The following is a 23744-nucleotide window of genomic DNA, read 5'->3' as shown; positions in this document are numbered from 1 at the left end:
TTCCATGCCCCGACAGGTTCCGCCGGTGCTCTTCACCGTCGCCGCGTCCAGCTACGCCGCGAACTGTGCGCTCGGCGCCGGCGTCGCGACTGGCCTCGTGCACACGGGCAACTTTCGCTGGATCCACCACGCTCTCTACATCACGACCGTGACAACGAGCGTGGTTGCGGCCAGTTCCCTGCTGTGGAGCCGCAATCGGGCCGGACTGTTTCTCCTGCCAGCGGCGATCCCACTGACGGTGATACCGCGAGCCAGCGCCCGGACGCCCAGGCACGTGCAGACCGCGCTTTCTGCGGCACCGTTTTTCATTCTGAGTTTGATCAAGGCCTGGAGGTAGGCGTGGAGTTTCTCGATGTGGTTCGCCGGCGGAAGACAACGAACGGCCCGTTCCTGCCGGACAGGGTCAGTGAGGAACACCAGCGCCTGCTGATGGAGGTGGCCGGTCGGGCACCGTCGCAGTTGAACAGCCAGCCGTGGCGGTTCGTGATTGTCGACGACCCGAACACCATCGAAACCATCGCCACCATCAGTGGCGACAGCATGACCGAGGCCATGTCGAACGGCACGTTCTTCGAGCGCTACAAGCCGTACTTCCGCTTCAGCGCGAGCGAGATGGCCGAACGGCGTGACGGGATGCTGTTCGACAAGCTACCCGCTGCGTTGCGTCCGTTCACCACCCAGGTGTTCACCAAACGTGGCCAGAAGCTCATGAACGCGATGCGTGTTCCGCAGAAGCTCGGCGAAGAGAACCGCAAACTTGTCGCGGGTTCACCGTTGCTCATCGGTGTGATGCTTGATCGCTCCGAGTACCGCCCCGGCGAGCTGAGCTCGTTCTACTCGGTGTTCAGCATGGGCGCTGCAATGGAAAACGTCTGGCTGACCACCGTCGAACTCGGCATGGGAATCCAGTTCGTCTCGTTCCCGATGGAAGTCCCGGGAATGTGGGCCAGGATCGAGAACCTGCTCGAGGTGCCCGATTCGCTCGAACTCATGGCGGTCTACCGCCTCGGTTACGTGCCGACGGAGCAGCGTCGACCCGCTATCGACTGGACGAGCCACGAACGCAAGCTGCCGTCGCAGTATGTGTTCCGCGGCACATGCAAAACGCCGCAGACCGGCTGGGACGCTCCCGTTTCTCAGGGATAGCCCAGCCGGCCTGCGGCGTTGGTCCGTCGCGGTCAACCGCTGACGGATGCTGGTGATCAGCGACCGGTTGCGTCCGGGGAGCGGTCGACCTCGCCGCGCCAGGCTCCGGTTTCGAATCCGTTCGACTCGATGAGCTTCTTGAACTTCTTCAGGTCGTGACCGATCTGGATGTCGTCGACCTGGAGCAGCGCCCCGGCCTTCTCGATGATGCCCTGCGGTGACCAGTCGAGCCGCAGTGAGATTCGTGTCTCATCCGCGCTCAGACGGTGGAACGAAACAACACCGGCGTGGTCTTCGCCGTCTGTGCTGGTCCACGCGATGCGGGTGTCAGGGATCTGCTCGGTGATCTCAGCGTCGAACTCGCGTTTGATGCCGGCAATCGACACCTTCCAGTGGGTGTGGGTGTCGCTCGTCTGCGTCACATCGTCGACGCCGCTCAGGAACTGCGGAAAAGATTCAAACTGAGTCCACTGGTTGTATGCGGTTGACACCGGGACGTGAACGTCGATATCGGCGTTGACAGTTGTCATGAGCGCTCCTTCTGTGTGAGATCGATTGTGTGATCCCAGCGAACCACGGGACGCCGCACAGTGTCGAGGGGTTGCGGGGCGGGCGGGTCTTCGTCAACTTTTCTGAAGCAACTCTCGCGCGGGTTAGTTCCGGGGGATCCGTTCGCAGAGGAGCGCGGCGTGCTTTCCGTTCACGCGGGTGAGCACAATCGTCGCGCTCTTGCTGCCGCGCAGCGCCATCCGCTTGCGGAAGACCGCCGGATCGATATCTGCGCCTCGCTTTTTCACCTCGAGTGTTCCGATATCGCGCTTGGCGAGCTCCCGCTTCAGTGTTCGCTCATCGAGCGGGAACCTCTCGATCACACGGAAGGCCGCCGCGAATGGGGTGGCAACCTCGGCGTCACCCGTGAGATAGGCAATGCCTGGGCTCAGCATCCCCGCACCGATTTCGCGTGCAACGTCACCGATAAGCCTGGCCCGGATAACCGCGCCGTCGGGTTCGTAGAGAAATTCGCCAGGTTCCCGCACGGCGACATCCTCGCTGTCCGCGGGTGCGGTCAGTTCGTGGGTTCCCGCCCCGTCAAGCACGAGCGCTGACCTGCGCACCCCGACGCGCGCGAGGGGGCCGAACCACAGGCCGAGCTCGACGACCTGCCCATCGACGCTGACCCACTGGGCTTCGCAGTTCTCGGGAATGAGTGACCTGTCGAACCCCGGGCCGAGCTTGACGCCGACGGGCTGCGTTGCGGCGCGGCCGAAAACCAGGTCGAGTGACGGGCTGTAATCCTCCGGCCGGGTCAGCCGAGTGGTGTTCGAGTGACCGGCGGTGCGTCTGGCCGGGTCGAAATAGAGCCCGTCGAATTCGCTCGTGTCGATGTCTTCGGCGTTCGAGTGCCTCACGTCGGCGGTGGGGAACGGGGCGAGGTTGTAGCTGGCGACTGTCGCGGTCACTTCGTCGGCATCGACGGCGGTGACCTCGAGGTCCATCGCGGCCATCGCCATGGCGTCGCCCCCGATTCCGCAGCCCAGGTCGGCGACCCGGGTGAGTCCTGCCGAGCTGAATCGGCCGGCGTGGAGTGCCGCGACGCGCAATCGGGTGGCCTGTTCGAGGCCGGCTTCGGTGAAGAGCATCCGCGACGCGAACTCGCCGAACTTCCCGACCGCTTTCCGCCTGAGCCTGACCTGGGTCAGCACGGCGGAGACGAGCGCGGGGGAGTGGCCTTCAGCCCGCAGGCGTGACACGGTCCCAACCGGGTCGGTGTCGGCATCCGACCCCCCGACCTGGTCGATGAGGGTGAGCCCATCCGGCGTCAGTAGTTCAACGAGTTCGGCTCTTTCCATCGTGCAAACTTATCAAGCCGGATGCTGTGCGCCCGCACTGCGTTGGCACTCACGTTGCGAGAGTGCCAATGGATCCCTACACTGGCATTAGCACTCTCGATGTGAGGGTGCTAACTCAAGTCTTAGTTTAGAAAGAGGTCAACCGTGTCGGTCAGCATCAAGCCGCTCGAGGATCGCATCGTCATCAAGCAGGTCGAGGCAGAGCAGACCACTGCTTCAGGTCTCGTCATCCCTGACACCGCCAAGGAGAAGCCGCAGGAAGGCGTCGTCGAGGCTGTCGGCCCCGGCCGCATCGACGACAACGGCAACCGGGTACCGCTCGACGTCGCCGTCGGCGACAAGGTGATCTACTCCAAGTACGGCGGAACCGAGGTCAAGTTCGACGGCCAGGACTACCTGGTCCTCTCGGCTCGCGACGTGCTCGCGGTTGTGGTTCGATAACTCAAACGAACTGAAGCCCGGACGGTGACTCACCGTCCGGGCTTCTTCGTCTTAACGGGCGGTTGCCCCGCAGGTGCGGAGTAGCATCGATGGGTGCAGACGACCCCAGAGCCGGTTCCGGCCAATAGTGCAGGCCCGGCAGGCAGTGCAGGTTCGACAGACGGTGCAGGCCCTGCGGCGGCGACGACCGGTGTACCGGCCTCTCCCGATGCCCCACTGAGCCGCCCCGGCCTCATTTTCGCCGTCAGCGCATACACGCTCTGGGGCGTTCTTCCGCTCTACTTCCTCCTGCTCGCGCCGACAGGACCGTTTGAGCTTGTCGCGGCCCGCGTGATCTTCTCGCTGGTGTTCTGCGTGCTCCTTCTGACGGTAACGCGGGGCTGGGCGCCATTCCTCCTGCTCGCGCGGAACCCCCGGGTGTCATTCACCCTCGGTCTCGCGGGAGTGCTCATCTTCGTCAACTGGCAGACGTATATTTACGGAGTGCTCAACGGGCAGGTTGTCGAAACGGCGCTTGGCTACTTCATCAATCCCATAGTCACTGTGTTTCTCGGCGTGTTCTTCCTCCGCGAGAAACTTCGCATCGTGCAGTGGGTCTCGGTCGGCATCAGTATTGCCGCTGTGCTCGTGCTTGCCATCGGCGCGCACGGGGTTCCGTGGATTGCCCTGATTCTCGCCTTCTCGTTCGGTCTCTACGGCTACATCAAAAAGAGGGTTGGGGGGACCGTCGACGCCGTCTCCGGGCTCACCCTTGAGACCGCGTGGCTCACGCCGCTCGCCATTGTCCAACTCATTGTCGTCGGAGCCACCGCGGGACTGACCATTGGGCAGGTCAGTGTCTTCCACACGGTGCTGCTCGTGGGTACCGGCGTGATCACAGCGGTGCCGCTGCTCTTCTTCGCCGCCGCGTCACGTCGGCTTCCGCTCATCTACATGGGCTTCATCCAGTTCTTCGCCCCGGTCATCCAGTTCCTCGTCGGGGTCTTCATCCTCCACGAGGCCATGCCGGTGGAGCGGTGGATCGGCTTCATCCTGGTCTGGATCGCTCTGGTTGTGCTGACGACGGACACGGTCATCAGTGCGCGCGGATCGCTCCGCCGACGCAACAAAGCTGCATCCGGGGCGCCGCAGCAGCTGTAATGCCCGAAAACGGTAACGATTGCGTCGCCGTTACACGTATGTAACGCCCACGTATTGTTCGGTGACGATTGCTCGAATATGTTGGCACCACGACAGTATTTAGCGCTGTCGGTTGGATACACGACACAGCATAGGAGCAACATGGGCGTCTTCACCCGGGCTACGGCCTCCCGCTCACGCACGCGCACGATCACACTGGGTTCTCTCGCAATCCTCGGAGCCAGCGCGCTGGTCCTCACCGGTTGCAGCAGCCCAGGTGGCGGCGACGGTGACTCAGACCAGCCAGCAGGCGACCTGACACTCAAGATCGGAACGCAGCTGCCGCAGACAGGCAACCTCGCGTTCCTCGGCCCGCCCGAAGAAGCAGGAGTCGGACTCGCGGCCAAGGAAATCAACGACGCCGACCTCGGGATCGAGATCGACGTCGTCTACGGTGACTCCGGCGACACCGACAACAAGGCGTACGCGACAGAGGTGCCGCGACTTCTTCAGGAGGGTGTCTCGGCGATCATTGGCGCAGCTGCCAGTGGTGTGACCAAGCTCTTCATCGACCAGGTGACGGGCGAAGGCGTGATTCAGTTCTCGCCGGCCAACACCTCTGCGGACTTCACAACGTGGGACGACAACGGGCTGTTCTGGCGAACTGCCCCGAGCGACGTGCTGCAGGGTGAGGTTCTCGGAAACCTGATCGCTGAAGACGGCAACGAAACCCTCGGCATTCTCTACCTCAACGACTCGTACGGAACCGGCCTCGCCGAATTCACGACAGAGGCGTTCGAGAACGCGGGTGGCGAAGTCGTCGAACAGCAGTCGTACAACACGGGCGACACCTCGTTCGATGCTCAGGTCAGCGCACTCAAGGCTGCCAACCCCGACGCAATCGCCCTGATCGCGTTCGAGGAGACCAAGACGATCGTTCCGGCGCTCGCCGGGTTCCCGTCTGACAAGCTGTACTTCGTCGACGGTAACCTCGCCGACTACTCCGCCGACTTCCCTGCCGGCACCCTCACCGGTGCCAAGGGCACGCTGCCGGGTCTCGACACCGAGTCCCTCGGTGACTTCACCGATCGCCTGCAGGAGTTCTGGCAGGGCGAGGGCAACGAGGAGCTGAAGGACTACAGCTACGCAGCTGAATCCTACGACGCCGTCGTCCTTCTGGCGCTGGCCGCAATGGCGGCAGGCTCCACCGATGGCGAGGACATCGCAGCGGAACTCCAGGAGGTCTCTGGTGGTTCCGGTGAAGGTACCAAGTGTTCGTCGTTCACCGAGTGTGCCGAGCTGCTCAACGAGGGCGAGACGATCGACTACGACGGAAACTCCGGGCCGGTCACGTTCGACGAGAACGGTGACCCGACCGAGGCGACCATCGGCGTCTTCCAGTACCTCGAAGACAACACCTACGAGCGCATCTCCGAGTAGTTCGTAACCGAAACAGAAACTGCAGGGCCACGGGAAACCGTGGCCCTGCAGTTCGTTAACGTCGACCACCGCGGGGAAGTGCAGCTACCTCGACCTCGACGCTGCCCAGCACGCCCCCGTCCCAGCACCCGGAACGACGAAACGCCCCGCAGGACTGCGGGGCGTTTCGGTCGTACGGGGTGGTGCGGGTCAGTCGTCCTGGCCGAGCGTGCCGAGGTACAGCCCGATCACCTTGTCATCGTTCAGCAGTTCGCGGCCGGTCCCGGTGTATGCATCGGTTCCCTGGTCGAGAACGTAACCACGGTCACAGATCTGCAGGCAGCGGCGCGCATTCTGCTCGACCATGATGGTGGTCACCCCGGCCTTGTTGATGTCGGAAACGCGGATGAACGCATCGTCCTGCCGGACGGGGGAGAGGCCTGCGCTCGGCTCGTCGAGAAGAAGCACGGCAGGGTCCATCATCAACGCCCGCGACATCGCGACCATCTGGCGCTCACCACCGGACAGTGAACCCGCCCGCTGCTTGAGCCGCTTGCCGAGCTCACCGAAAATCCCGGTGACGAACTCGAGTCGCTCTGCGTAGATTTTGGGCTTCTGGAACAGGCCCATCTGCAGGTTCTCTTCGATGGTGAGACTCTGAAACACGTTGTTCGTCTGCGGCACGAAGCCGACACCGCGGGCAACGAGCTTGTCGGCCTTGAGCCCGGTGATGTCGTCGCCGTTGAGCCGGATGGACCCCTCACGGACCTTGACCTGGCCGAAGATGGCCTTGAGAAGGGTCGACTTTCCGGCGCCGTTCGGGCCAATGATGCCGATGAGTTCACCCTTGGATGCCGTGAGGTTGGCGCTGTTGAGAATGTTGACGCCTGGCAGGTATCCCGCCGTCACGTTTTCCACGCTGACGACGACCTCCGGAGCGATTGTTGCTGTCACTTGGTGTCCTCGTCTCTCGTCGGCCCAGCGGCCCGCGGATGTTCGATGTTGTGCTCGACGCCGGTTTCTGCGTCGATCTCCTCGAGCAGTTCTTCGACCTCAGGTGTGATCTCACCGGCGATCCGCCCGGTGACAACACCGAGGTCGACGTCCTGGTGAGAACCGAGGTATGCGTCGATCACGGCGGGGTTCTGCATGACGAGGTCTGGCGGTCCTTCAGCGACGACCCTGCCCTCAGCCATCACGACGACCCAGTCGGCGATGTGCCGAACCATCTGCATGTCGTGTTCGACGAACAGCACGCTCATTCCCTGGACCTTGAGGTCGAGGATGTGCTCGAGCAGCGACTGGGTCAGCGCGGGGTTCACGCCGGCCATCGGCTCATCGAGCATGACGAGCTTCGGCTCGCTCATGAGCGCGCGCGCCATCTCGAGGAGCTTTCGCTGCCCGCCGGACAGACTCGCGGCGAAATCGTCCTTCTTGGTGTCGAGTTTGAACCGCGCGAGGATGTCGAGCGCTCGCTCCTCGATCTCCTCCTCCTGCTTCTGCCACAGCGGCTTGATCAGGCTTGAGAAGATGCCCTCGCCCTTTTGCTTCTGTGAGCCGAGTTTCATGTTCTCGAGCACGGTGAGCAGGCCGAGGGCTTTGGTGAGCTGGAACGTGCGGACCTGGCCCATTCGCGCGACCTTGAACGCTGGGACGCCGTTGAGCTGGGTTCCATCGAACACCCACGTCCCGCTGTCCGGCTTGTCGAACCCGGTGAGCAGGTTGAACAGTGTCGTCTTTCCTGCCCCGTTGGGTCCGATCAGCGCCGTGATGGCATTCCGGGGAATTTCGAGGTGTTCGACGTCGACGGCCTTGAGCCCGCCGAACTGCCTGGTCACGTTGTCGGCGATGATGATCGGGTCGACCTTCGCGACGCCGGGAACGGCGTCGCCGATGTGAAGTCCGGTGGATTTCACCGGTTTGACGGATGCTGCGTCGCTACTTGACAAAGGTCAGCTCCTTCTTGTTTCCGAGGATGCCCTGTGGTCGATAAATGACGATCAGCATCAGGGCGAGTCCGACGAGGATGTAGCGGACCGTCGCTGCCTGAGTCGTCGACATGAACGGCAGGATGCCGCTCGACGCGAGCTCGGGAAGGACATTGGAGAGGAAGCCCATGATCACCCAGAAGATCACGGCACCGAGCAATGGGCCGAAGACCGTGGCGGCACCGCCGAGCAGGAGGATGGTCCAGATGAAGAAGGTCAGGCTTGTCACATAGACACTTGGCACGACGGCAGAGGGGAGTGCGAACACCACCCCGCCGAGTGCGCCGAAGACACCACCGACAATGAGCGCCTGCATCTTGTAAGCGAAGACGTTCTTGCCGAGCGCGCGCACGGCGTCCTCGTCTTCACGGATGCCCTTGAGCACGCGACCCCACGGGCTGCGCATGAGCAGCCAGACGAGGAGCACGGCAACGGCCAGAAGGCAGATGCCGAAGACACGGACCCACCAGCCGTTCTCGTTGTAGGTCCACGGTCCGAAGCCGTATGTCCCCTCCGGGAAGGGGTTCGCGGCACGGAAACCCGCGTGGTAGTTGCCGAGCCCGTCTGCCGAGTTGGTGACATCGTCGAAGACCTGGGTTGTGAACAGCAGTCGAACGATCTCCGCTGCAGCGATCGTCGTGATCGCCAGGTAGTCGGCGCGCAGCCTCAGCGTAGGAATACCGAGGATGAGCGCGAAGACGACGGATGCCAGACAACCGACGATGATTCCGGCCCACCACGGCAGCCCGAAGGTCAGGATGGAAATGGCATACCCGTATGCCCCAAGCGCCATGAACGCCGCCATACCGAAGTTGAGCAGTCCGCCGTATCCGAAGTGGACGGCGAGGCCCAGTGCGGCAAGCGCGTACGCGATCGTCTCAGGGCTAATCAGCCAGGAGGCGGTGTTTGAAAGAATTGATCCCCAGTCCATGGCGTCCTCCTATCCAATTCTCTCTTTGCGGCCCAGAAGTCCCTGGGGTTTCACGAGCAGGACGGCGATGAGCACGACCAGTGCACCGACGTACTTGATGTCAGACGGAATCCACAGCGTCGAGACTTCGACGAGGAGGCCGACGATGATGGCACCGATGAGTGCGCCGAACGCTGTACCGAGCCCGCCGAGGACGATCGCGCCGAAGACGAGCAGCAGGATCTGCGTACCCATGTCCCACTTGATGCCGGGGCGGAAGTAGGCCCAGAGGATACCCGCGAGGCCGGCGAGGGCTGCCGCGAGGATCCAGACGATCCTGATCACCCTGTCGACATCGATACCGCTCGCCGCGGCGAGGGAGGGGTTGTCCGAGATCGCCCGGGTTGCCTTGCCTGTCCGGGTCCGCAGCAGCCACCAGGCCACGGCGAGAAGGACGACCGCCGAGACGGCCATGCTGACCATGTCGGTGACGGAGAGCGCGACGCTGCCGAACAGCGTGATCCGCTCCTCACCGGAACCGGGCAGCTGGTAGGTGCTTCCGCCGATGAAGTAGAGGAAGACGTATCGAATGAGCAGCGAAAGACCGATGGAGACGATCATCACCTGCACGATGCCGATGCCCTTTCGCCTCAGGGGTCTCCAGAGGCCGGCATCGAGGGTGAACCCGAAGAGTGCGCTCATCAGAACAGCCGCTGCGAGCGCGCCCCAGAGGGGCCATTGCAGGACGTTCGCGAAGACGTAGGCCATTACCGCCCCGAACGTCACCATTTCACCGTGGGCGAAGTTCGACAGTCCGGTCGTGCCGAAGACCAGGGACGCCCCGACCGCAGCGAGCGCGAGCAGGAGCCCGAAGTTGAGACCGTTGACGATTCGTTCGGCCAGCTGGTCCCAGAAGCTCACTGTGACGCGGACTCCCTCGCCGAGGAAGTAGTTCACGATCTTGGAGTTTGTGAGCGCGATCTCGGCTTCGACGGCGGCGGAGCCTTCGGCGACGATCACGCCCTCCGGGAGTGTCTCCTCGACCAGGGTCACCGTGTACGTGCCTTTCTCCGGCACCCCGATCTTCCACTTGCCGTCCGCGGCGGTGTCAACCTCTGCGTCATAGCCATTGCCTTCGACGGTGATTGTCACACCCTCGAGCGGTTCGCTGTCGTACTTGACGTTGCCCGCGAAGTAAAAGTCATACTCCGTTCCGACCTCATCGGCCTGCGCCGGCGCCGCAGAAAACGATTGAAACGCGAGCGTCGCAAAAAGAAATCCGAGGAACAGTAACAGGGTGCGCTTGTGGCGCGGGGCGTGGGCTGAATGAGTGAGACTCACTGCACCTCCAGAACGGGACCGCCAGGTCCCTCGAGTGAAGAGACCGCCAGATCTCTGTAGTTCTTCGCCAAACGGCTCCGTTTGACGATACGACCCGATTATGACCTACATGTTTCGTACATGGGTATTCCTCACATCAATGTCGGAAGTGCCGGGCATAATCGTTACGTTCCAGCGGTTAGCATTAAGTACCGGTGGGATGTGCGCTTGTGCGCGGCATCCGTCAGCTCGTGACACCGGGAAAACAGCGCTTCTGTGAAGGGATGCAATGGAAAACTCAGACCCATTTGGCTTCGTCGGTCTCACCTATGATGATGTCCTTCTTCTCCCCGGACACACCGACGTCATTCCAAGTGAGGCCGAGACGTTTTCTCGACTGACCAAACGCATCACTGTTGCAACGCCGTTGCTCTCGAGCGCGATGGACACGGTCACCGAGTCCAGGATGGCCGTCGCGATGGCGAGGCAGGGCGGGATCGGAATCCTGCACCGCAACCTGTCGATCGGCGACCAGGCCGCGCAGGTCGACCTCGTCAAGCGCAGTGAGTCCGGCATGATCACGAACCCGGTCACAACGACTCCGACGGCGACCGTCGCCGAGGTCGACGCCCTGTGCCGTAACTTCCGGGTGTCAGGCCTCCCCGTGATCGACACCGACGGAGTGCTCGTCGGAATCATCACCAACCGCGACATGCGGTTCGTCGGCGCGCAGGAGAAGGCAACGACACCGGTCAGCGCCGTCATGTCGAAGATGCCCCTCATCACCGCGCCCGTCGGCGTCAGCCCCGAAGATGCCATTTCGATCCTTGCCGAGCACCGTATCGAAAAGCTGCCACTCGTCGACGCCGCAGGCAAGCTCAAGGGCCTCATCACTGTGAAGGACTTCGACAAGCGGGAGAAGTATCCGCTCGCGACGAAGGACGACTCCGGCCGGCTCCGCGTTGGTGCCGCCATCGGTTTCTTCGGTGACGCCTGGCAGCGCGCCGGCGCACTGCTCGACGCCGGTGTCGATGTTCTCGTCGTCGACACCGCCAACGGCGACTCCGCCGGCGTTCTCGATATCATCCGCAAGCTGAAGTCAGACAAGGCATTCGACGGCGTCGACGTCATCGGTGGAAACGTCGCGACACGCGACGGCGCCAAGGCGATCGCCGAAGCAGGAGCCGACGCGGTGAAGGTCGGTGTCGGACCCGGCTCGATTTGCACCACTCGCGTCGTCGCCGGTGTCGGCGTTCCCCAGATCACCGCGGTGTACCAGGCATCCCTCGCAGCTCGCGAATACGACGTGCCGGTCATCGCCGATGGAGGCCTGCAGTACTCGGGCGACATCGCCAAGGCACTCGTCGCCGGTGCAGACACGGTCATGCTCGGCTCGCTTCTCGCCGGTTGCGACGAGAGCCCCGGCGAGCTCGTGTTCGTCAACGGCAAGCAGTTCAAGATGTACCGCGGAATGGGTTCGCTCGGCGCGCTCCAGACCCGTGGCGAGAAGACCTCGTACTCCAAGGACCGGTACTTCCAGTCCGACGTTCCGAGCGACGACAAGCTGATTCCCGAGGGCATCGAGGGTCAGGTTCCGTATCGCGGGCCGCTCTCGTCCGTCGCCTACCAGCTCATCGGCGGGCTGCGCCAGTCGATGTTCTACGTCGGTGCTCGCACCATCGAAGAGCTCAAGGCGAAGGGCAAGTTCGTTCGTATCACCCCGGCCGGACTCAAGGAGTCGCACCCGCACGACGTGCAGATCGTGGTCGAGGCTCCGAACTACAGCCGCTAGACCAACCCTCCGTAAACCCGCACGAGCGAACAGCTCGTGCGGGTTTTTGCGTTAAAAGCGAGCGACAGTCGGGGAGCCTGGCGGTGTAACCCGGCGGGGGTCGACAGAGTGTTTTCGGGGTGCCGAGTTATGAGGGCAAGCGGGAGGGCAAGAAGACACTCCCGATGATCCGCGTAACCCGGCGCCCTCCCGCTTGCCCTCATTGTCTGAGCTGAGGAGAAAATACTCTGTCGGCCCAAAGACTCCCACCGCAGTTGCCAGCCCGGCTGCCGCGAGCGACCTCGAAGTCATGAACGGTAGGCTTGGGGACGTGAGTATGGAAACTGAGATCGGCGCTTCCAAGCGCGCACGCCGCGCATATGCCTTCGACGACATCGCGGTGGTACCGTCGCGTCGGACGAGAGACCCCGAAGATGTCTCCGTCGGCTGGTCGATTGACGCATACTCCTTCGACATTCCGTTCCTCGCCGCACCGATGGACTCTGTCGTCTCGCCGGCAATCGCGATCATGATGGGCAAGCTCGGCGGACTCGGTGTGCTCGACCTCGAGGGTCTGTGGACCCGGTACGAGAACCCGGACCCGCTGCTCGCTGAAATCCGTGAACTCAGCGACGACAAGGCCACGGCCCGGATGCAGGAGATCTACTCCGAGCCGATCAAGCCCGAGCTCGTCACAGCACGGCTCGCAGAGATCCGCGCAGCGGGTGTGACCGTTGCCGGCGCACTGTCGCCCCAGCGCACCCAGGAGCTCTACCAGACGGTGGTCGCTGCCGGCGTCGACCTGTTCGTCATCCGCGGCACGACCGTGTCTGCCGAGCACGTCTCCCGCAACCAGGAACCGCTCAACCTCAAGGAGTTCATCTACGAACTCGATGTTCCCGTGATCGTCGGTGGCGCTGCGACCTACACGGCCGCGCTTCACCTCATGCGCACCGGTGCAGCCGGTGTCCTCGTCGGATTCGGCGGGGGAGCCGCATCGACCACCCGCGCGACCCTCGGCATCCACGCTCCCATGGCCACAGCGGTCGCCGACATCGCCGGCGCCCGCCGTGACTACATGGACGAATCCGGTGGCCGATACGTGCACGTCATCGCCGACGGCGGTCTCGGTACAGCAGGCGACATCGTCAAGGCCGTCGCGTGTGGTGCGGATGCCGTCATGCTCGGTACAACCCTCGCTCGGGCAACCGATGCACCCGGTGGCGGATACCACTGGGGCACAGAGGCGTACCACTCCCAGCTGCCTCGCGGTCGCCGCGTCGAAGTCGGCCAGATCGGCACCCTCGAGGAGGTCCTCTACGGACCGGCATCCGTCGCTGACGGTAAGGCCAACCTCGTCGGAGCGCTTCGCCGGTCGATGGCGACGACCGGGTACTCGGACCTCAAGGAGTTCCAGCGGGTCGAGGTCGTTCTCGCCCCGTATCGCACGAACTGAGGCTTCGTACCGCGCGCATTGAGTGGGTTATCAGCCGCGGATCCTGCGGACCACGTTGGTGTTCGCGAGGTCGATGAGTTCCTCACCGCGTCCGGACAGCACAGTGCGGATGGCGTAGAGCGTGAAGCCCTTCGCCTGCTCGGCGGTGATCGACGGCGGCAGTGAGAGCTCCTGCCTCGCGGTCACCACGTCGATCAGTGCCGGCCCGTCGTGCTCGAACGCGGCACTGAGCGCGGCGGCCAGGTCATTCGGCCTCTCGACGCGCTGGCCGTGGATGCCCATCGCGTTCGCGACGTCGGCAAAGTTGGGGTTCACGAGTCCTGTGCCATAGTTCACGAGCCCTGCCGCTTTCATTTCGAGTTCGACGAAGTTCAGCGACGAGTTGTTGAAGACGACGATCTTGACGGGTAACCGGTTCTGCGCGAGGCTCACGAGTTCTCCAAGCAGCATCGTGAGGCCGCCGTCTCCGGCGAGCGCGATCACCTGACGACCGGGGTGGGATGCCTGCGCTCCGATCGACTGCGATACCGAGTTGGCCATGGTGCCGTGGGTGAACGACCCGATCAGGCGGCGCCTGCCGTTCATGGTGAGGTAGCGGCATGCCCAGACCACCGGTGAACCGACATCCGGGATGAACACAGCGTCGTCGCTCGCCGTCTCGTCGACGAGCCGAGCGAGGTACTGCGGATGAATCGGTGCGCGATTGCTGTCGTTTGTCGCGAGGTCGTCGAGGCCCTTTCGCGCCTTCCGGTAGTGCTTGAGGGATGATTCGAGGTGGTCGCGGTTCGTCTTGTGCTGGACAAGGCTCTCCAGGGCGCGAGCCGTCTCGCGAACCGTGCCGACGAGCCCGAGATCCAGCGTCGTTCTTCGGCCGAGCTGCTCGCCCCGCACGTCGACCTGAATTTTCACGGCTTTCTCGGGGTAGAACTGCTGGTACGGAAAGTCGGTGCCGAGCATGAGCAGGGCGTCGCAGCTCTCCATGGCGCGGTATCCCGAACTGAACCCGAGGAGGCCGGTCATGCCGACATCGAAGGGGTTGTCGTACTCAATGTGTTCCTTGCCCCTCAGGGCATGCACGATCGGTGCTCCGAGCGCGCGGGCGAGCGCAACGACCTCCGCGTGGGCGCCGGCCACTCCCGCGCCGGCCAGAATGGTGACGCTTGGCGCGGCATCCAGCAGTCGGACAGCCTCAGCGAGTCCGACTGCGTCAGGGAGAACCGTGCTGTGGGTCGGCCGGATCGACACGGTTCTCGGCGCTTCAGCCTTCTGCTGGAGGATGTCACCGGGAATGACGACAACGGCAACACCCCTCCTCTCGATCGCCGTCCGCATCGCGATCTCGAGGATGCGGGGCATCTGTGCCGCTGAACTCACGAGCTCGCAGTACACGCTGCACTCACGGAAGAGCTCCTCCGGGTGGGTCTCCTGGAAGTACGAGCTGCCGATCTCGGCGCTCGGGAGGTGGGTGGCAAGAGCGAGCACGGGAACCCGCGATCGTTGTGCGTCGAAGAGCCCGTTGATGAGGTGCAGGTTCCCTGGGCCGGCACTGGCGGCGCACACCGCCAGCTGCCCGGTGAGCCCTGCCTCAGCGGACGCGGCGAGCGCTGCGGCTTCTTCGTGCCGGACAAGCACCCAGTCGATCGAGCCGTCAGCGCGGAGAGCTTCGGTAAATCCGTTGACCGAGTCTCCCGGGATGCCGTACACCCGCTTTATCCCGCTCGCCACGAGCGTGTCGACGATGTTCGCTGCGATCGTTGCCATGATCCCTCGGTTCTTCACGCTCGTTCGTTCTCAGGCCAGTGCGGTCTCGTGCGGAGTGTTCAGGTGCGGCGCATTCAGGTGAGTCCAGCACACGCGGGCGTGATTGTTAAGGGCCAGAGCGCACAGAGCGGCTGCAGAGACCTCGGCCCACAGGCCATTCCCTGCTTGAGCCTGTTGTCAGGGTTAAGGGCGTGCGTTAGCGTCGAGTGAAAGAGGGGTGGCGTAGCCTGTCGGTGCCATCACCAATGAGGGTCCGGCGACCGTGGCAGGCTCGGTTGCCAGGAGAGGCAGTCATGGCCAATTCCAACACAGTGAGTCACTCGACGAAGCTCGGCCCGGTCGAGCGTGCCGCGGCTATTGAAGCGCTGAAATCGAAGGAACTCGATGTGCTCGTCGTCGGGGGCGGTATCGTCGGGGCAGGAAGCGCACTCGATGCTGTCACGCGCGGCCTGTCCACCGGCATCCTGGAGGCACGCGACTGGTCGAGCGGAACGTCAAGCAGGTCATCGAAGCTTGTCCACGGAGGCATCCGTTACCTGGAGCAACTCGACTTCCGTCTGGTCCGCGAGGCGCTCATCGAGCGCGGGCTCCTGCTGCAGCGGATCGCACCGCACCTCGTGAAGCCCGTACGGTTCCTGTACCCACTCAACCGCCCGCTGTTCGAGCGCCTGTACATCGGCGCCGGCATGCTCCTGTACGACGTGTTCAGCTACACGGGTGGCCGCCCTCCCGGCGTGCCGCACCACCGGCACCTCCTCAAGCGCCAGGTGCAGCGAGCGATTCCTTCGCTGCGCAACAACGCGTTCGTCGGCGGGATCACCTACTACGACGCGCAGGTCGACGACGCCCGCTACAACATGTCGGTCGTTCGCACCGCGTCTTCGTACGGTGCGCACGCGGCCAGCCGGGTCAGGGTCGAGGGTTTCCTCAAGGTGGGTCAGCGGGTCGTCGGGGTGAAGGCGCACGACCTTCAGACCGGTGAGCGCTTCGATGTTCGTGCAAAACAGGTGGTCAATGCCACCGGTGTGTGGACCGACGACACCCAGGCCATGGTCGGTGAGCGTGGCCAGTTCAAGGTCCGCGCGTCGAAGGGCATCCACCTTCTCGTTCCGCGTGACAGGTTCCAGTCGACCATGGGCCTCCTGCTCCGCACGGAGAAGAGCGTTCTGTTCGTCATCCCGTGGGGCAGGCACTGGATCATCGGCACGACAGACACGGACTGGAACCTCGACAAGGCGCACCCGGCCGCCACCGCAGCTGACATCGATTACCTGCTCGAGCACGTGAACAAAATCCTTGCCGTTCCCCTGACTCGTGACGATGTCGAGGGTGTGTACGCGGGCCTCAGGCCGTTGCTCGCCGGCGAGAGTGACCAGACATCGAAGCTCTCCCGCGAGCACCTCGTCGCCCACTCGGTGCCAGGTCTCGTCGTGATCGCCGGTGGCAAGTGGACGACATACCGGGTCATGGCGAAGGACGCGATCGACGCAGCCGCTGACGCGCTCGACGGAAAGGTCCCGGCATCCACAACGGACAACATCGCGCTTCTCGGCGCGGAGGGCTATCAGGCGGCGTGGAACAAGCGCGCCAAGATCGCGCGGGCGTTCGGTGTCCACACCGCGCGGATCGAGCACCTGCTCAACCGGTACGGTGTGCTCACCGACGAGTTGCTCGATTTGATCAGGACGAGGCCCGAGCTCGCCGATCCACTGCCGGGAGCTGACGACTACATCGGTGCCGAGGTTGTCTACGCCGCATCGCACGAGGGCGCGCTCCACCTGGACGACGTCCTCGCTCGCCGCACCCGGATCTCGATCGAGTCCTGGGACCGCGGTGTGTCTGCGGCCCCCGTCGCCGCTCAACTGATGGCCGAGGTGCTCGACTGGGACCAGGAGCGCACGGACCACGAGGTTGCCGTCTACCTCGAGCGGGTGGCTGCGGAGCGGGCGTCGCAGGATCAGCCCGACGACGAATCAGCCGACCGGATCCGGCTCGAAGCTCCCGAGATCGTCGCCCCGTAGCTCATCCCGCAGGTCAGTGCGCCGCCGCCCGGGTACGGTACGGGCGGCGGTCGGGTTGCTGCCCCCGAAGTGCCGGTAACGCTCGGATAGACTGGGAGGACTTCCCACATACCCTAGGAGTCCGGCCATGGTTGACGTTCGTCGGGTGAAGCTTCCCGGTGTGGGAGTGTTGCACACCTTCATCACCGCTGACGGCGGCAAGGTCGGCGTGATCGCACACCGTTCCGGGCACAGCGACCTCATCACCTTTGCGGACGATGAAGACGGATCCGACGCGAGCAAGGTGTCGCTGAGGCTTCGCGAAGACGAGGCGCACACTCTCGCCGAGCTGCTCGGCGGAACCCAGATCACCGAATCGCTGAGCGCCCTCGATCGCATCCCCGGCCTCAGCATCGACTGGTTCACCGTCGACTACGACGACCACATCGCCGGACAACCGCTGGGCGACCCGGCAGACCGCGGAATCGTGGGCCTGACCGTCGTCGCCGTCGTCCGGGGAGAGTCGGCGAACCCGGCGCCGAGTGAAGACTTCCGGGTATTCCCCGGAGACACACTCGTCGTGGCAGGAAGCCCCGAAAAAGTGGCGAAGGCGTTCGCGTTCTTCCGCACGGGGGCATCGCGTCTCTCCGGCTCTCAAGACGGTCCGCCGGGAGTGTGACGCGGATGATCGCAACCGCAGCAGGAGAAGCCTCCCACCTGGGGACCGATCTCGTCGTTCTCGGGACTCTGCTGGTTGCCGCGTACATTCTGGGACGGCTCGGCAAGACCATCGGGCTTCCCGCCATCCCGATCTACATGATCGTCGGCTTTCTCGCGAGCCCGAATAACGGATGGTTCCCGCTCAACTTCGAGAGCGCGTACATCGAACTCATCGCCGTGTTCGGCCTGATTCTGCTTCTCTTCAACCTCGGGCTCGAGTTCGATCAGGACGAATTCTTCGGCAACGCGGGGAAGCTGCTCATCTCGGGTGGCTCCTATTTGGTCCTGCTGATGGGTGCGGGCCTCGCCTTCGGATTCGCGCTCGGCTGGGGAACCAAGGAAGCCCTCATCATCGCCGGGATCATCGGTACGTCGTCGAGCGCGATCGTCACCAAACTGCTCATCGAGCTCAACCGCCTGGCGAACCGCGAAACGCCGATGATCCTCGGCGTCACCGTGGTGCAGGACATCTTCCTCGCCATCTACCTGGCGATTGTCTCTGTTGTGCTGAGCGGTGAAAACGAGCCATGGCTCGTCGTCGGGAAACTCGCCATTGCATTCACCTTCCTCGTCGTGATGTTCAGCATCGCGCGCTGGGGAGGAGCGTTCGTCGGGCGGTTGTTCCGCACGAAGGACGATGAGCTGTTCACCATTTTGTTCTTTGGGCTCGCCGTGTTGTTCGGTGGACTCGGAGAGGTGCTCGGCGTCAGCGATGCCATCGGCGCGTTCCTCATCGGTCTCGTGCTCGGCGCAACGCGATACAGCGCCAAGATCGAGCACGTGGCGGTGCCGCTGCGTGACGTCTTCGGGGCGTTCTTCTTCCTCAACTTCGGCCTCGGCCTCGACCCGACCGAGTTCCCGCAGGTCATCGGACCCGTCATCATTGCCGTCGTCCTCACGCTCGTGCTCAACGTCGTCGCCGGTCAGTTCATGGCGAGGCTCTACGGCTTCAGCGCCCAGGCCGGAATCAATGCGGCAGCCATCCTGATGAACCGTGGTGAGTTCGCCCTCATCCTCGCCATTCTCGCGCTCACGGCCGGGCTCGACCCCAGGCTGCAACCATTCGCCGGGCTCTACGTGCTCGTCGTCAGCGTGATGGGTCCGCTCCTCGCATCCAACTCCGAGCGCATCGGCGCGGCCGTGCTCCGTACCAAGCGAAAAACACCAGTTCGGCCCCGTGACCCGATGCTCGCCGAAGAGATCGCCCTCGTCGACGCCGCGACGGCGGGCGACGACGCACCCGAATCGACCGCGACGGCGCGGGCCATCGACCGAATCGTCGAGCAGGCGATGAACCAGCGTGACACACCACCCGAAAAGACGAAGCGAGACGACGATTACTAGCAACACCCCGGCACCGGCCGACCCGGCCGAGCCCCGCAAAACTCTCTTCCGCACGATGCTCGAGCCGCGCTGGATCGCGATGCTCCTGCTCGCACTGCTCGTGTCGGGAGCGTTCGCCTGGCTCGGTCAGTGGCAGCTCGAACGCGCGGTGACCTCAACCGAAACCGTCGACCAGCCCACCGAGCGGGTCAGGCCCATCGCCGACGTCGCTGAGACCGGCGGTCCTCTCCGCGACAGTGTCGTCGGACAGCTCGTCGAGGTCAACGGGGTTCTGGTCCCCGGTGATTACCTCGTCGTGAGCGATCGCGTGAATCTCGGCGAGACGGGGTACTGGGTCACCGGGCACCTCCTGACGGATTCCGAGCCACAGGCCTCCATCGCCGTCGCGCTCGGCTGGACACCCGACGGGGATGTTGCGGACGAGACCGTCGCTGCCCTCAACTCCGACGCCGAGGCATCCGTCGTCACCGTCACCGGACGACTGAACGCGTCGCAGGCCCCTGAACTACCGGAGGACGACGCCGACCCGTTCGAGCTCACGACGATGTCGATGGCCGCGTTCGTCAACATCTGGAGTGACATGGGGGACAGGCCGGTCTACAACGGGTACGTCGTCGCGGACGAGGCGCCGGAGGGGCTCACCGTTATCGACGCGCCGCCCGTCGAAGAGGGCGTTACGCTCAACTGGCTGAACATTTTCTACGCCGCAGAGTGGATCGTCTTCGCCGGTTTCGCGGTGTTCGTCTGGTACCACCTTGTGAAGGATGCCTGGACGCGGCGCGAGGAAGAGGCTGAGCTCGAACGCTCAGAATCGGGCACGTAGACTAGAGATATGCCACTTGAACCTCGCGAGAGCGATTTACCGCGAATCGCCGGCGCACTGAAATTTTACAAGATCGCATCGATCATCACCGGTGTCATGCTGCTCGCGCTCTGCGCTGAGATGCTCATGAAGTACGCATTCGGCCTCGAGCTCGAACTCGGCGGAGCCTACGGATTCCTCGCGTTCGTGCCGAGCGGATCCGCGCAGGCCATCAACCTCTCAACCGGTATCCTGATCGCGCACGGCTGGTTCTACGTGCTGTACCTGTTCAGCAACTTCCGGCTCTGGAGCCTCATGCGCTGGTCGTTCCCGCGCCTGCTGCTTCTCGCGCTGGGTGGTGTGATCCCGTTCCTGTCGTTCTTCCTTGAAGTGCGCGTCGCCCGCGAGGTGCGCGCGTACCTGGCCTCACGTGCCGAGCGCACGGCATCCGTTTCATCTGCTGCACCAATTTCCAACCCTGTGGAGGCATCTCATTAGCGAGCAGGCAACCAACGCCCGCCCCGTTCTCGTCGTCGACTTCGGCGCCCAGTACGCCCAACTCATCGCACGTCGCGTGCGCGAAGCCGGGGTCTATTCCGAAATCGTGCCTCACTCGATCACCGCAGCCGAGGTGGCCGAGAAAAATCCCGTCGGCATCGTTCTATCCGGCGGGCCCTCGAGCGTGTACGAAGACGGCGCTCCCGCCCTCGACTCGAGTATCTTCGACCTCGACGTGCCGACGCTCGGTATTTGCTACGGCTTCCAGGTCATGGCACGTGCGCTCGGCGGCGAGGTGGCGAACACCGGCCTGCGTGAGTACGGATCGACCGACGCGTCGCTCTCGACCGACGGTGGCGTCCTGCTCGACGGGCAGCCCGCCGACCAGACCGTGTGGATGAGCCACGGCGACTCGGTCGCGAAGGCGCCGGAGGGCTTCACCGTCCTCGCGTCGACGGCCTCGACCCCTGTCGCTGCGTTCGGCAACGACGAGCGCAAGCTCTACGGTGTGCAGTGGCACCCCGAGGTGAAGCACTCGGCGTACGGCCAGAACGTACTCGAGAACTTCCTGCACCGTGCCGCAGGCATCCCCTCCGACTGGAACCCTGGCAACGTCATCGCCGAGCAGGTCGAGCGCATTCGCGCCCAGATCGGCACCGGCAAGGTCATCTGCGGCCTCTCCGGTGGAGTCGACTCCGCCGTTGCCGCTGCCCTCGTGCACAAGGCCGTCGGCGACCAGCTCGTCTGCGTCTTCGTCGACCACGGGCTTCTCCGCCAGGACGAGCGCAAGCAGGTCGAAGAGGACTACGTCGCGGCGACCGGCGTTCGGCTCATCACCATCGACGCGCGTGAGCAGTTCCTCAACGCCCTCGCCGGAGTCAGTGACCCCGAGACGAAGCGCAAGATCATCGGCCGCGAATTCATCCGCACCTTCGAGAAGGCACAGGCAGACCTCATCGCCGAGTCGCTCGAGGACGACGGCGATCCCATCGCATTCCTCGTGCAGGGCACCCTGTACCCGGACGTCGTCGAGTCCGGCGGCGGAACCGGTACCGCGAACATCAAGAGCCACCACAACGTCGGCGGACTGCCCGACGACCTGACCTTCGAACTGGTCGAACCGCTTCGTACCCTGTTCAAGGACGAGGTCCGTGCGATCGGCCGCGAGCTCGGACTTCCCGAGGTCATCGTCGGCCGCCAGCCGTTCCCCGGCCCAGGCCTCGGCATCCGCATCGTCGGTGAAGTGACCGCCGAGCGACTCGACCTGCTGCGCAAGGCGGATGCGATCGCCCGGTTCGAACTGTCGGCCGCCGGTCTCGACAACGAGATTTGGCAGTGCCCTGTTGTGCTTCTCGCCGACGTTCGCTCGGTTGGCGTGCAGGGAGACGGACGCACGTACGGGCATCCGATCGTCCTCCGCCCGGTCAGCTCCGAAGACGCCATGACGGCGGACTGGACGCGACTGCCGTACGACGTACTCGCGAAGATCTCGAACCGGATCACGAACGAGGTGGATGGCGTGAACCGCGTCGTTCTCGACGTCACGTCTAAGCCACCGGGAACTATTGAGTGGGAGTAGGGGTGACGGCGGAAAGCCGATCATTTTCTCCTCAGCTCAGACAATACGCAAATGGCCGGCTCGGTTGAGCCGGCCATTTGCGTTTTCCGCCGGGGCGTCGGAAAGCCGATCATTTTCTCCTCAGCTCAAACAATGACGATTCCAGGACCGGCTCGCTGAGCCGGTCCTGGTCGTTTAAGCGCGTCGCCCAGCCCAGAGACGAGCCGGTCCTGAAATCGCCATAACTCGGCACCCCGAAAACGATCGGCTTTCCGTCTGAGTGCGGCTTAGGAGCCGTGGCGCGGGCTGGGTGACGGCGGAAAGCTGATCATTTTCTCCTCAGCACAAGGCACCCCGAAAACGATCGGCTTTCCGCCTGGGTTGGGCTTCAGGGGTCGGTCGCGGCGCTTGGGTCGCGGGATTTGCAGGCGATCGCACGGTTATCAGGACTGTATTTGCGAGTTTGTCCTGATTGGCGTGCGATCTCCTGTGCAGCGGTTACGCGCCGAGGGAGGGAAAAAGCGCCGAGGGAAGGACGGCGGGCGGGCGGGCGTCCTTGTGTGGCCACTATTTCCTTATGTCGGCGCGACTTGGCGTTTGCGGTGCGGCGCCGACGGCGGGGTGTACGTGTCCATGCGCACCAGTACGACACCGGCGAGGATACCGAGCCCGCCGAGGAGCTGCAGGAGGCTGGGCAGCTCGGCGAGCAGCAGCCACGACACGAGCACAGCGAACACGACCTCGCTGAGGCCAACGAAGGAGGCGATCCGGGTGCCGAGGCGAGCGGTCGCAATGATGCCGGTCAGGTAGGCGGCCGCCGTCGAAATCAGCGCGAGCGAGATGAGGGGCACGTACCAGGGCACCTCGTGCTCGAGCAACGTCACGTTCGCCGTCGAGAACGCGAACGGCAGCAGTCCGATGACGCCACAGATCGCGACAACCACGGTTCCAACGACGAGTCCTCCGCCGGCGAGCACGAGTGGGGGCAGGTCGGCGCTGATTCTGGTGCCGAGCACGAAGTAGGCGGCGAGCGACACCGCCGCGAGAAGCGCCCACGCGACACCGATCGGATGGACGGTCTCTGCGCCGGTGAGGTCGAGAACGAGCACCATGCCGAGGATGGCGATCACGGTGCCTGCGATGGTGCGGACACCGGGACGGCGCCTGGTCTGGGCCCAGACGAGCAGGACGAGGAGAACGGGAGCGAGGTACTCGATGAGGAGCGCAACGCCAACCGACAGGTACGAGACAGCGTTGAAGAACCCGACCTGCGCCCCCGCGATCGCCACGATGCCGTAGATGGCGATGGTTGTCCCGCTCCGGCGGATCGTCTTCCATCGGCCTCGCATGAGAATCAGTGTCGGTACGAGCAACACGAGCGCAGCGCCACCGACCCTGGCGAGAACTGCCGCACCTGGCGACCACCCCGAGTCCATGAGCGACTTGGCCACCGGGCCGCTCAGTGCGAACATCAGCGCGCTCGCGAGCGCGATGACGATCCCTGACGCTTGAGGGTGTGGCGCGGGCCGAACGGCATCCGCCCTCGGGTCTTCGGTTCGCGTAGTTGCCATCTGGTTCGCGCGACCCTGAAGCCGCTCTGCTTTCTGTCAGGAGTAATCTGGGCTATGGTCATGACACTAA

General features: G+C 63.9%; 21 protein-coding genes. 13 read left to right on the top strand and 8 right to left on the bottom strand.

Annotated elements, in window-relative coordinates; translation table 11 throughout:
• The first annotated feature begins 4 nt into the window (after window positions 1–4).
• Both C3E77_RS11345 and C3E77_RS11340 read left to right on the top strand, forming a co-directional pair.
• Window positions 5–337 (top strand): hypothetical protein, encoded by a 333-nt coding sequence (locus tag C3E77_RS11345; RefSeq protein ID WP_108391732.1) that lies wholly within the window; start codon window positions 5–7, stop codon window positions 335–337.
• A 2-nt stretch (window positions 338–339) separates the two neighbouring features.
• Window positions 340–1146: a nitroreductase family protein gene (locus C3E77_RS11340; protein WP_108391731.1), complete on the top strand. Its 807-nt coding sequence runs from the start codon at window positions 340–342 to the stop codon at window positions 1144–1146.
• Window positions 1147–1202: 56 nt separating this feature from the next.
• Here the strand turns inward: C3E77_RS11340 and C3E77_RS11335 are convergent, their stop codons facing one another.
• Both C3E77_RS11335 and C3E77_RS11330 read right to left on the bottom strand, forming a co-directional pair.
• Window positions 1203–1676, bottom strand: coding sequence for an SRPBCC family protein (locus tag C3E77_RS11335; protein WP_108391730.1), 474 nt, complete (start codon window positions 1674–1676; stop codon window positions 1203–1205).
• A gap of 123 nt (window positions 1677–1799) precedes the next feature.
• Window positions 1800–2996, bottom strand: coding sequence for a class I SAM-dependent methyltransferase (locus tag C3E77_RS11330; RefSeq protein ID WP_108391729.1), 1197 nt, complete (start codon window positions 2994–2996; stop codon window positions 1800–1802).
• Window positions 2997–3140: 144 nt separating this feature from the next.
• Between C3E77_RS11330 and groES the strand changes: the two genes are divergently transcribed.
• From groES to C3E77_RS11315, 3 genes are all read left to right on the top strand, one after another.
• Entirely contained in the window at window positions 3141–3437 is a 297-nt protein-coding gene (groES, locus tag C3E77_RS11325; protein WP_108391728.1) for a co-chaperone GroES, read from the top strand.
• Window positions 3438–3653: 216 nt separating this feature from the next.
• Window positions 3654–4577: an EamA family transporter RarD gene (rarD, locus tag C3E77_RS11320; protein WP_232528971.1), complete on the top strand. Its 924-nt coding sequence runs from the start codon at window positions 3654–3656 to the stop codon at window positions 4575–4577.
• A 141-nt stretch (window positions 4578–4718) separates the two neighbouring features.
• On the top strand, window positions 4719–5996 hold the full coding sequence (locus C3E77_RS11315) for an ABC transporter substrate-binding protein (RefSeq protein ID WP_108391726.1): 1278 nt from the start codon (window positions 4719–4721) through the stop codon (window positions 5994–5996).
• Window positions 5997–6185: 189 nt separating this feature from the next.
• Here the strand turns inward: C3E77_RS11315 and C3E77_RS11310 are convergent, their stop codons facing one another.
• Genes C3E77_RS11310 through C3E77_RS11295 form a run of 4 tightly spaced genes read right to left on the bottom strand, consistent with a single transcriptional unit; the run spans window position 6186 to window position 10214 of the window.
• On the bottom strand, window positions 6186–6929 hold the full coding sequence (locus tag C3E77_RS11310) for an ABC transporter ATP-binding protein (RefSeq protein WP_108391725.1): 744 nt from the start codon (window positions 6927–6929) through the stop codon (window positions 6186–6188).
• Window positions 6926–7924, bottom strand: coding sequence for an ABC transporter ATP-binding protein (locus C3E77_RS11305; RefSeq protein ID WP_108391724.1), 999 nt, complete (start codon window positions 7922–7924; stop codon window positions 6926–6928). The genes C3E77_RS11310 and C3E77_RS11305 overlap by 4 nt, the downstream gene beginning before the upstream one ends.
• A complete protein-coding gene (locus tag C3E77_RS11300; RefSeq protein WP_108391723.1) occupies window positions 7914–8894 on the bottom strand; it encodes a branched-chain amino acid ABC transporter permease in 981 nt (326 codons plus the stop codon). Before C3E77_RS11300 ends, C3E77_RS11305 begins: the two co-directional genes overlap by 11 nt.
• A gap of 9 nt (window positions 8895–8903) precedes the next feature.
• Complete coding sequence (locus C3E77_RS11295) at window positions 8904–10214, bottom strand: branched-chain amino acid ABC transporter permease (RefSeq protein WP_416046392.1); 1311 nt, start codon at window positions 10212–10214, stop codon at window positions 8904–8906.
• Window positions 10215–10482: 268 nt separating this feature from the next.
• Here C3E77_RS11295 and guaB point away from each other — a divergent pair, with 268 nt between their 5' ends.
• Together guaB and C3E77_RS11285 are read left to right on the top strand one after the other, a co-directional pair.
• Window positions 10483–11985, top strand: coding sequence for an IMP dehydrogenase (gene guaB, locus C3E77_RS11290; RefSeq protein ID WP_108391722.1), 1503 nt, complete (start codon window positions 10483–10485; stop codon window positions 11983–11985).
• Window positions 11986–12301: 316 nt separating this feature from the next.
• Window positions 12302–13420, top strand: coding sequence for a GuaB3 family IMP dehydrogenase-related protein (locus tag C3E77_RS11285; RefSeq protein ID WP_108391721.1), 1119 nt, complete (start codon window positions 12302–12304; stop codon window positions 13418–13420).
• A 30-nt stretch (window positions 13421–13450) separates the two neighbouring features.
• Here C3E77_RS11285 and poxB read toward each other — a convergent pair whose 3' ends face one another.
• Window positions 13451–15181 (bottom strand): ubiquinone-dependent pyruvate dehydrogenase, encoded by a 1731-nt coding sequence (gene poxB, locus C3E77_RS11280; RefSeq protein ID WP_108391720.1) that lies wholly within the window; start codon window positions 15179–15181, stop codon window positions 13451–13453.
• A 293-nt stretch (window positions 15182–15474) separates the two neighbouring features.
• Here poxB and C3E77_RS11275 point away from each other — a divergent pair, with 293 nt between their 5' ends.
• From C3E77_RS11275 to guaA, 6 genes are all read left to right on the top strand, one after another.
• Window positions 15475–17202 (top strand): glycerol-3-phosphate dehydrogenase/oxidase, encoded by a 1728-nt coding sequence (locus tag C3E77_RS11275; protein WP_198412140.1) that lies wholly within the window; start codon window positions 15475–15477, stop codon window positions 17200–17202.
• Between the two features lie 127 nt (window positions 17203–17329).
• Complete coding sequence (locus tag C3E77_RS11270; RefSeq protein WP_108391719.1) at window positions 17330–17860, top strand: cation:proton antiporter regulatory subunit; 531 nt, start codon at window positions 17330–17332, stop codon at window positions 17858–17860.
• Window positions 17861–17865: 5 nt separating this feature from the next.
• Complete coding sequence (locus C3E77_RS11265) at window positions 17866–19245, top strand: cation:proton antiporter (RefSeq protein ID WP_108391718.1); 1380 nt, start codon at window positions 17866–17868, stop codon at window positions 19243–19245.
• Window positions 19202–20068: an SURF1 family protein gene (locus C3E77_RS11260; protein WP_162924990.1), complete on the top strand. Its 867-nt coding sequence runs from the start codon at window positions 19202–19204 to the stop codon at window positions 20066–20068. Before C3E77_RS11265 ends, C3E77_RS11260 begins: the two co-directional genes overlap by 44 nt.
• Before the next feature lie 9 nt (window positions 20069–20077).
• Complete coding sequence (locus C3E77_RS11255) at window positions 20078–20545, top strand: DUF3817 domain-containing protein (RefSeq protein ID WP_108391716.1); 468 nt, start codon at window positions 20078–20080, stop codon at window positions 20543–20545.
• Window positions 20541–22124, top strand: coding sequence for a glutamine-hydrolyzing GMP synthase (gene guaA, locus C3E77_RS11250; RefSeq protein WP_108393296.1), 1584 nt, complete (start codon window positions 20541–20543; stop codon window positions 22122–22124). The genes C3E77_RS11255 and guaA overlap by 5 nt, the downstream gene beginning before the upstream one ends.
• 554 nt (window positions 22125–22678) lie before the next feature.
• On the opposite strand, the gene C3E77_RS11245 is transcribed toward guaA, so the two are convergent.
• Window positions 22679–23674, bottom strand: a complete 996-nt coding sequence (locus C3E77_RS11245) for an EamA family transporter (RefSeq protein WP_108391715.1) — start codon at window positions 23672–23674, stop codon at window positions 22679–22681.
• Window positions 23675–23744: the final 70 nt, after the last annotated feature.

The sequence above is a fragment of the Mycetocola zhujimingii genome (genome assembly GCF_003065425.1).
Classification (GTDB): domain Bacteria; phylum Actinomycetota; class Actinomycetes; order Actinomycetales; family Microbacteriaceae; genus Mycetocola_A; species Mycetocola_A zhujimingii.
Note: the sequence above shows the minus strand (reverse complement) of the source record. Positions and strands in the feature narration are given on the sequence as shown.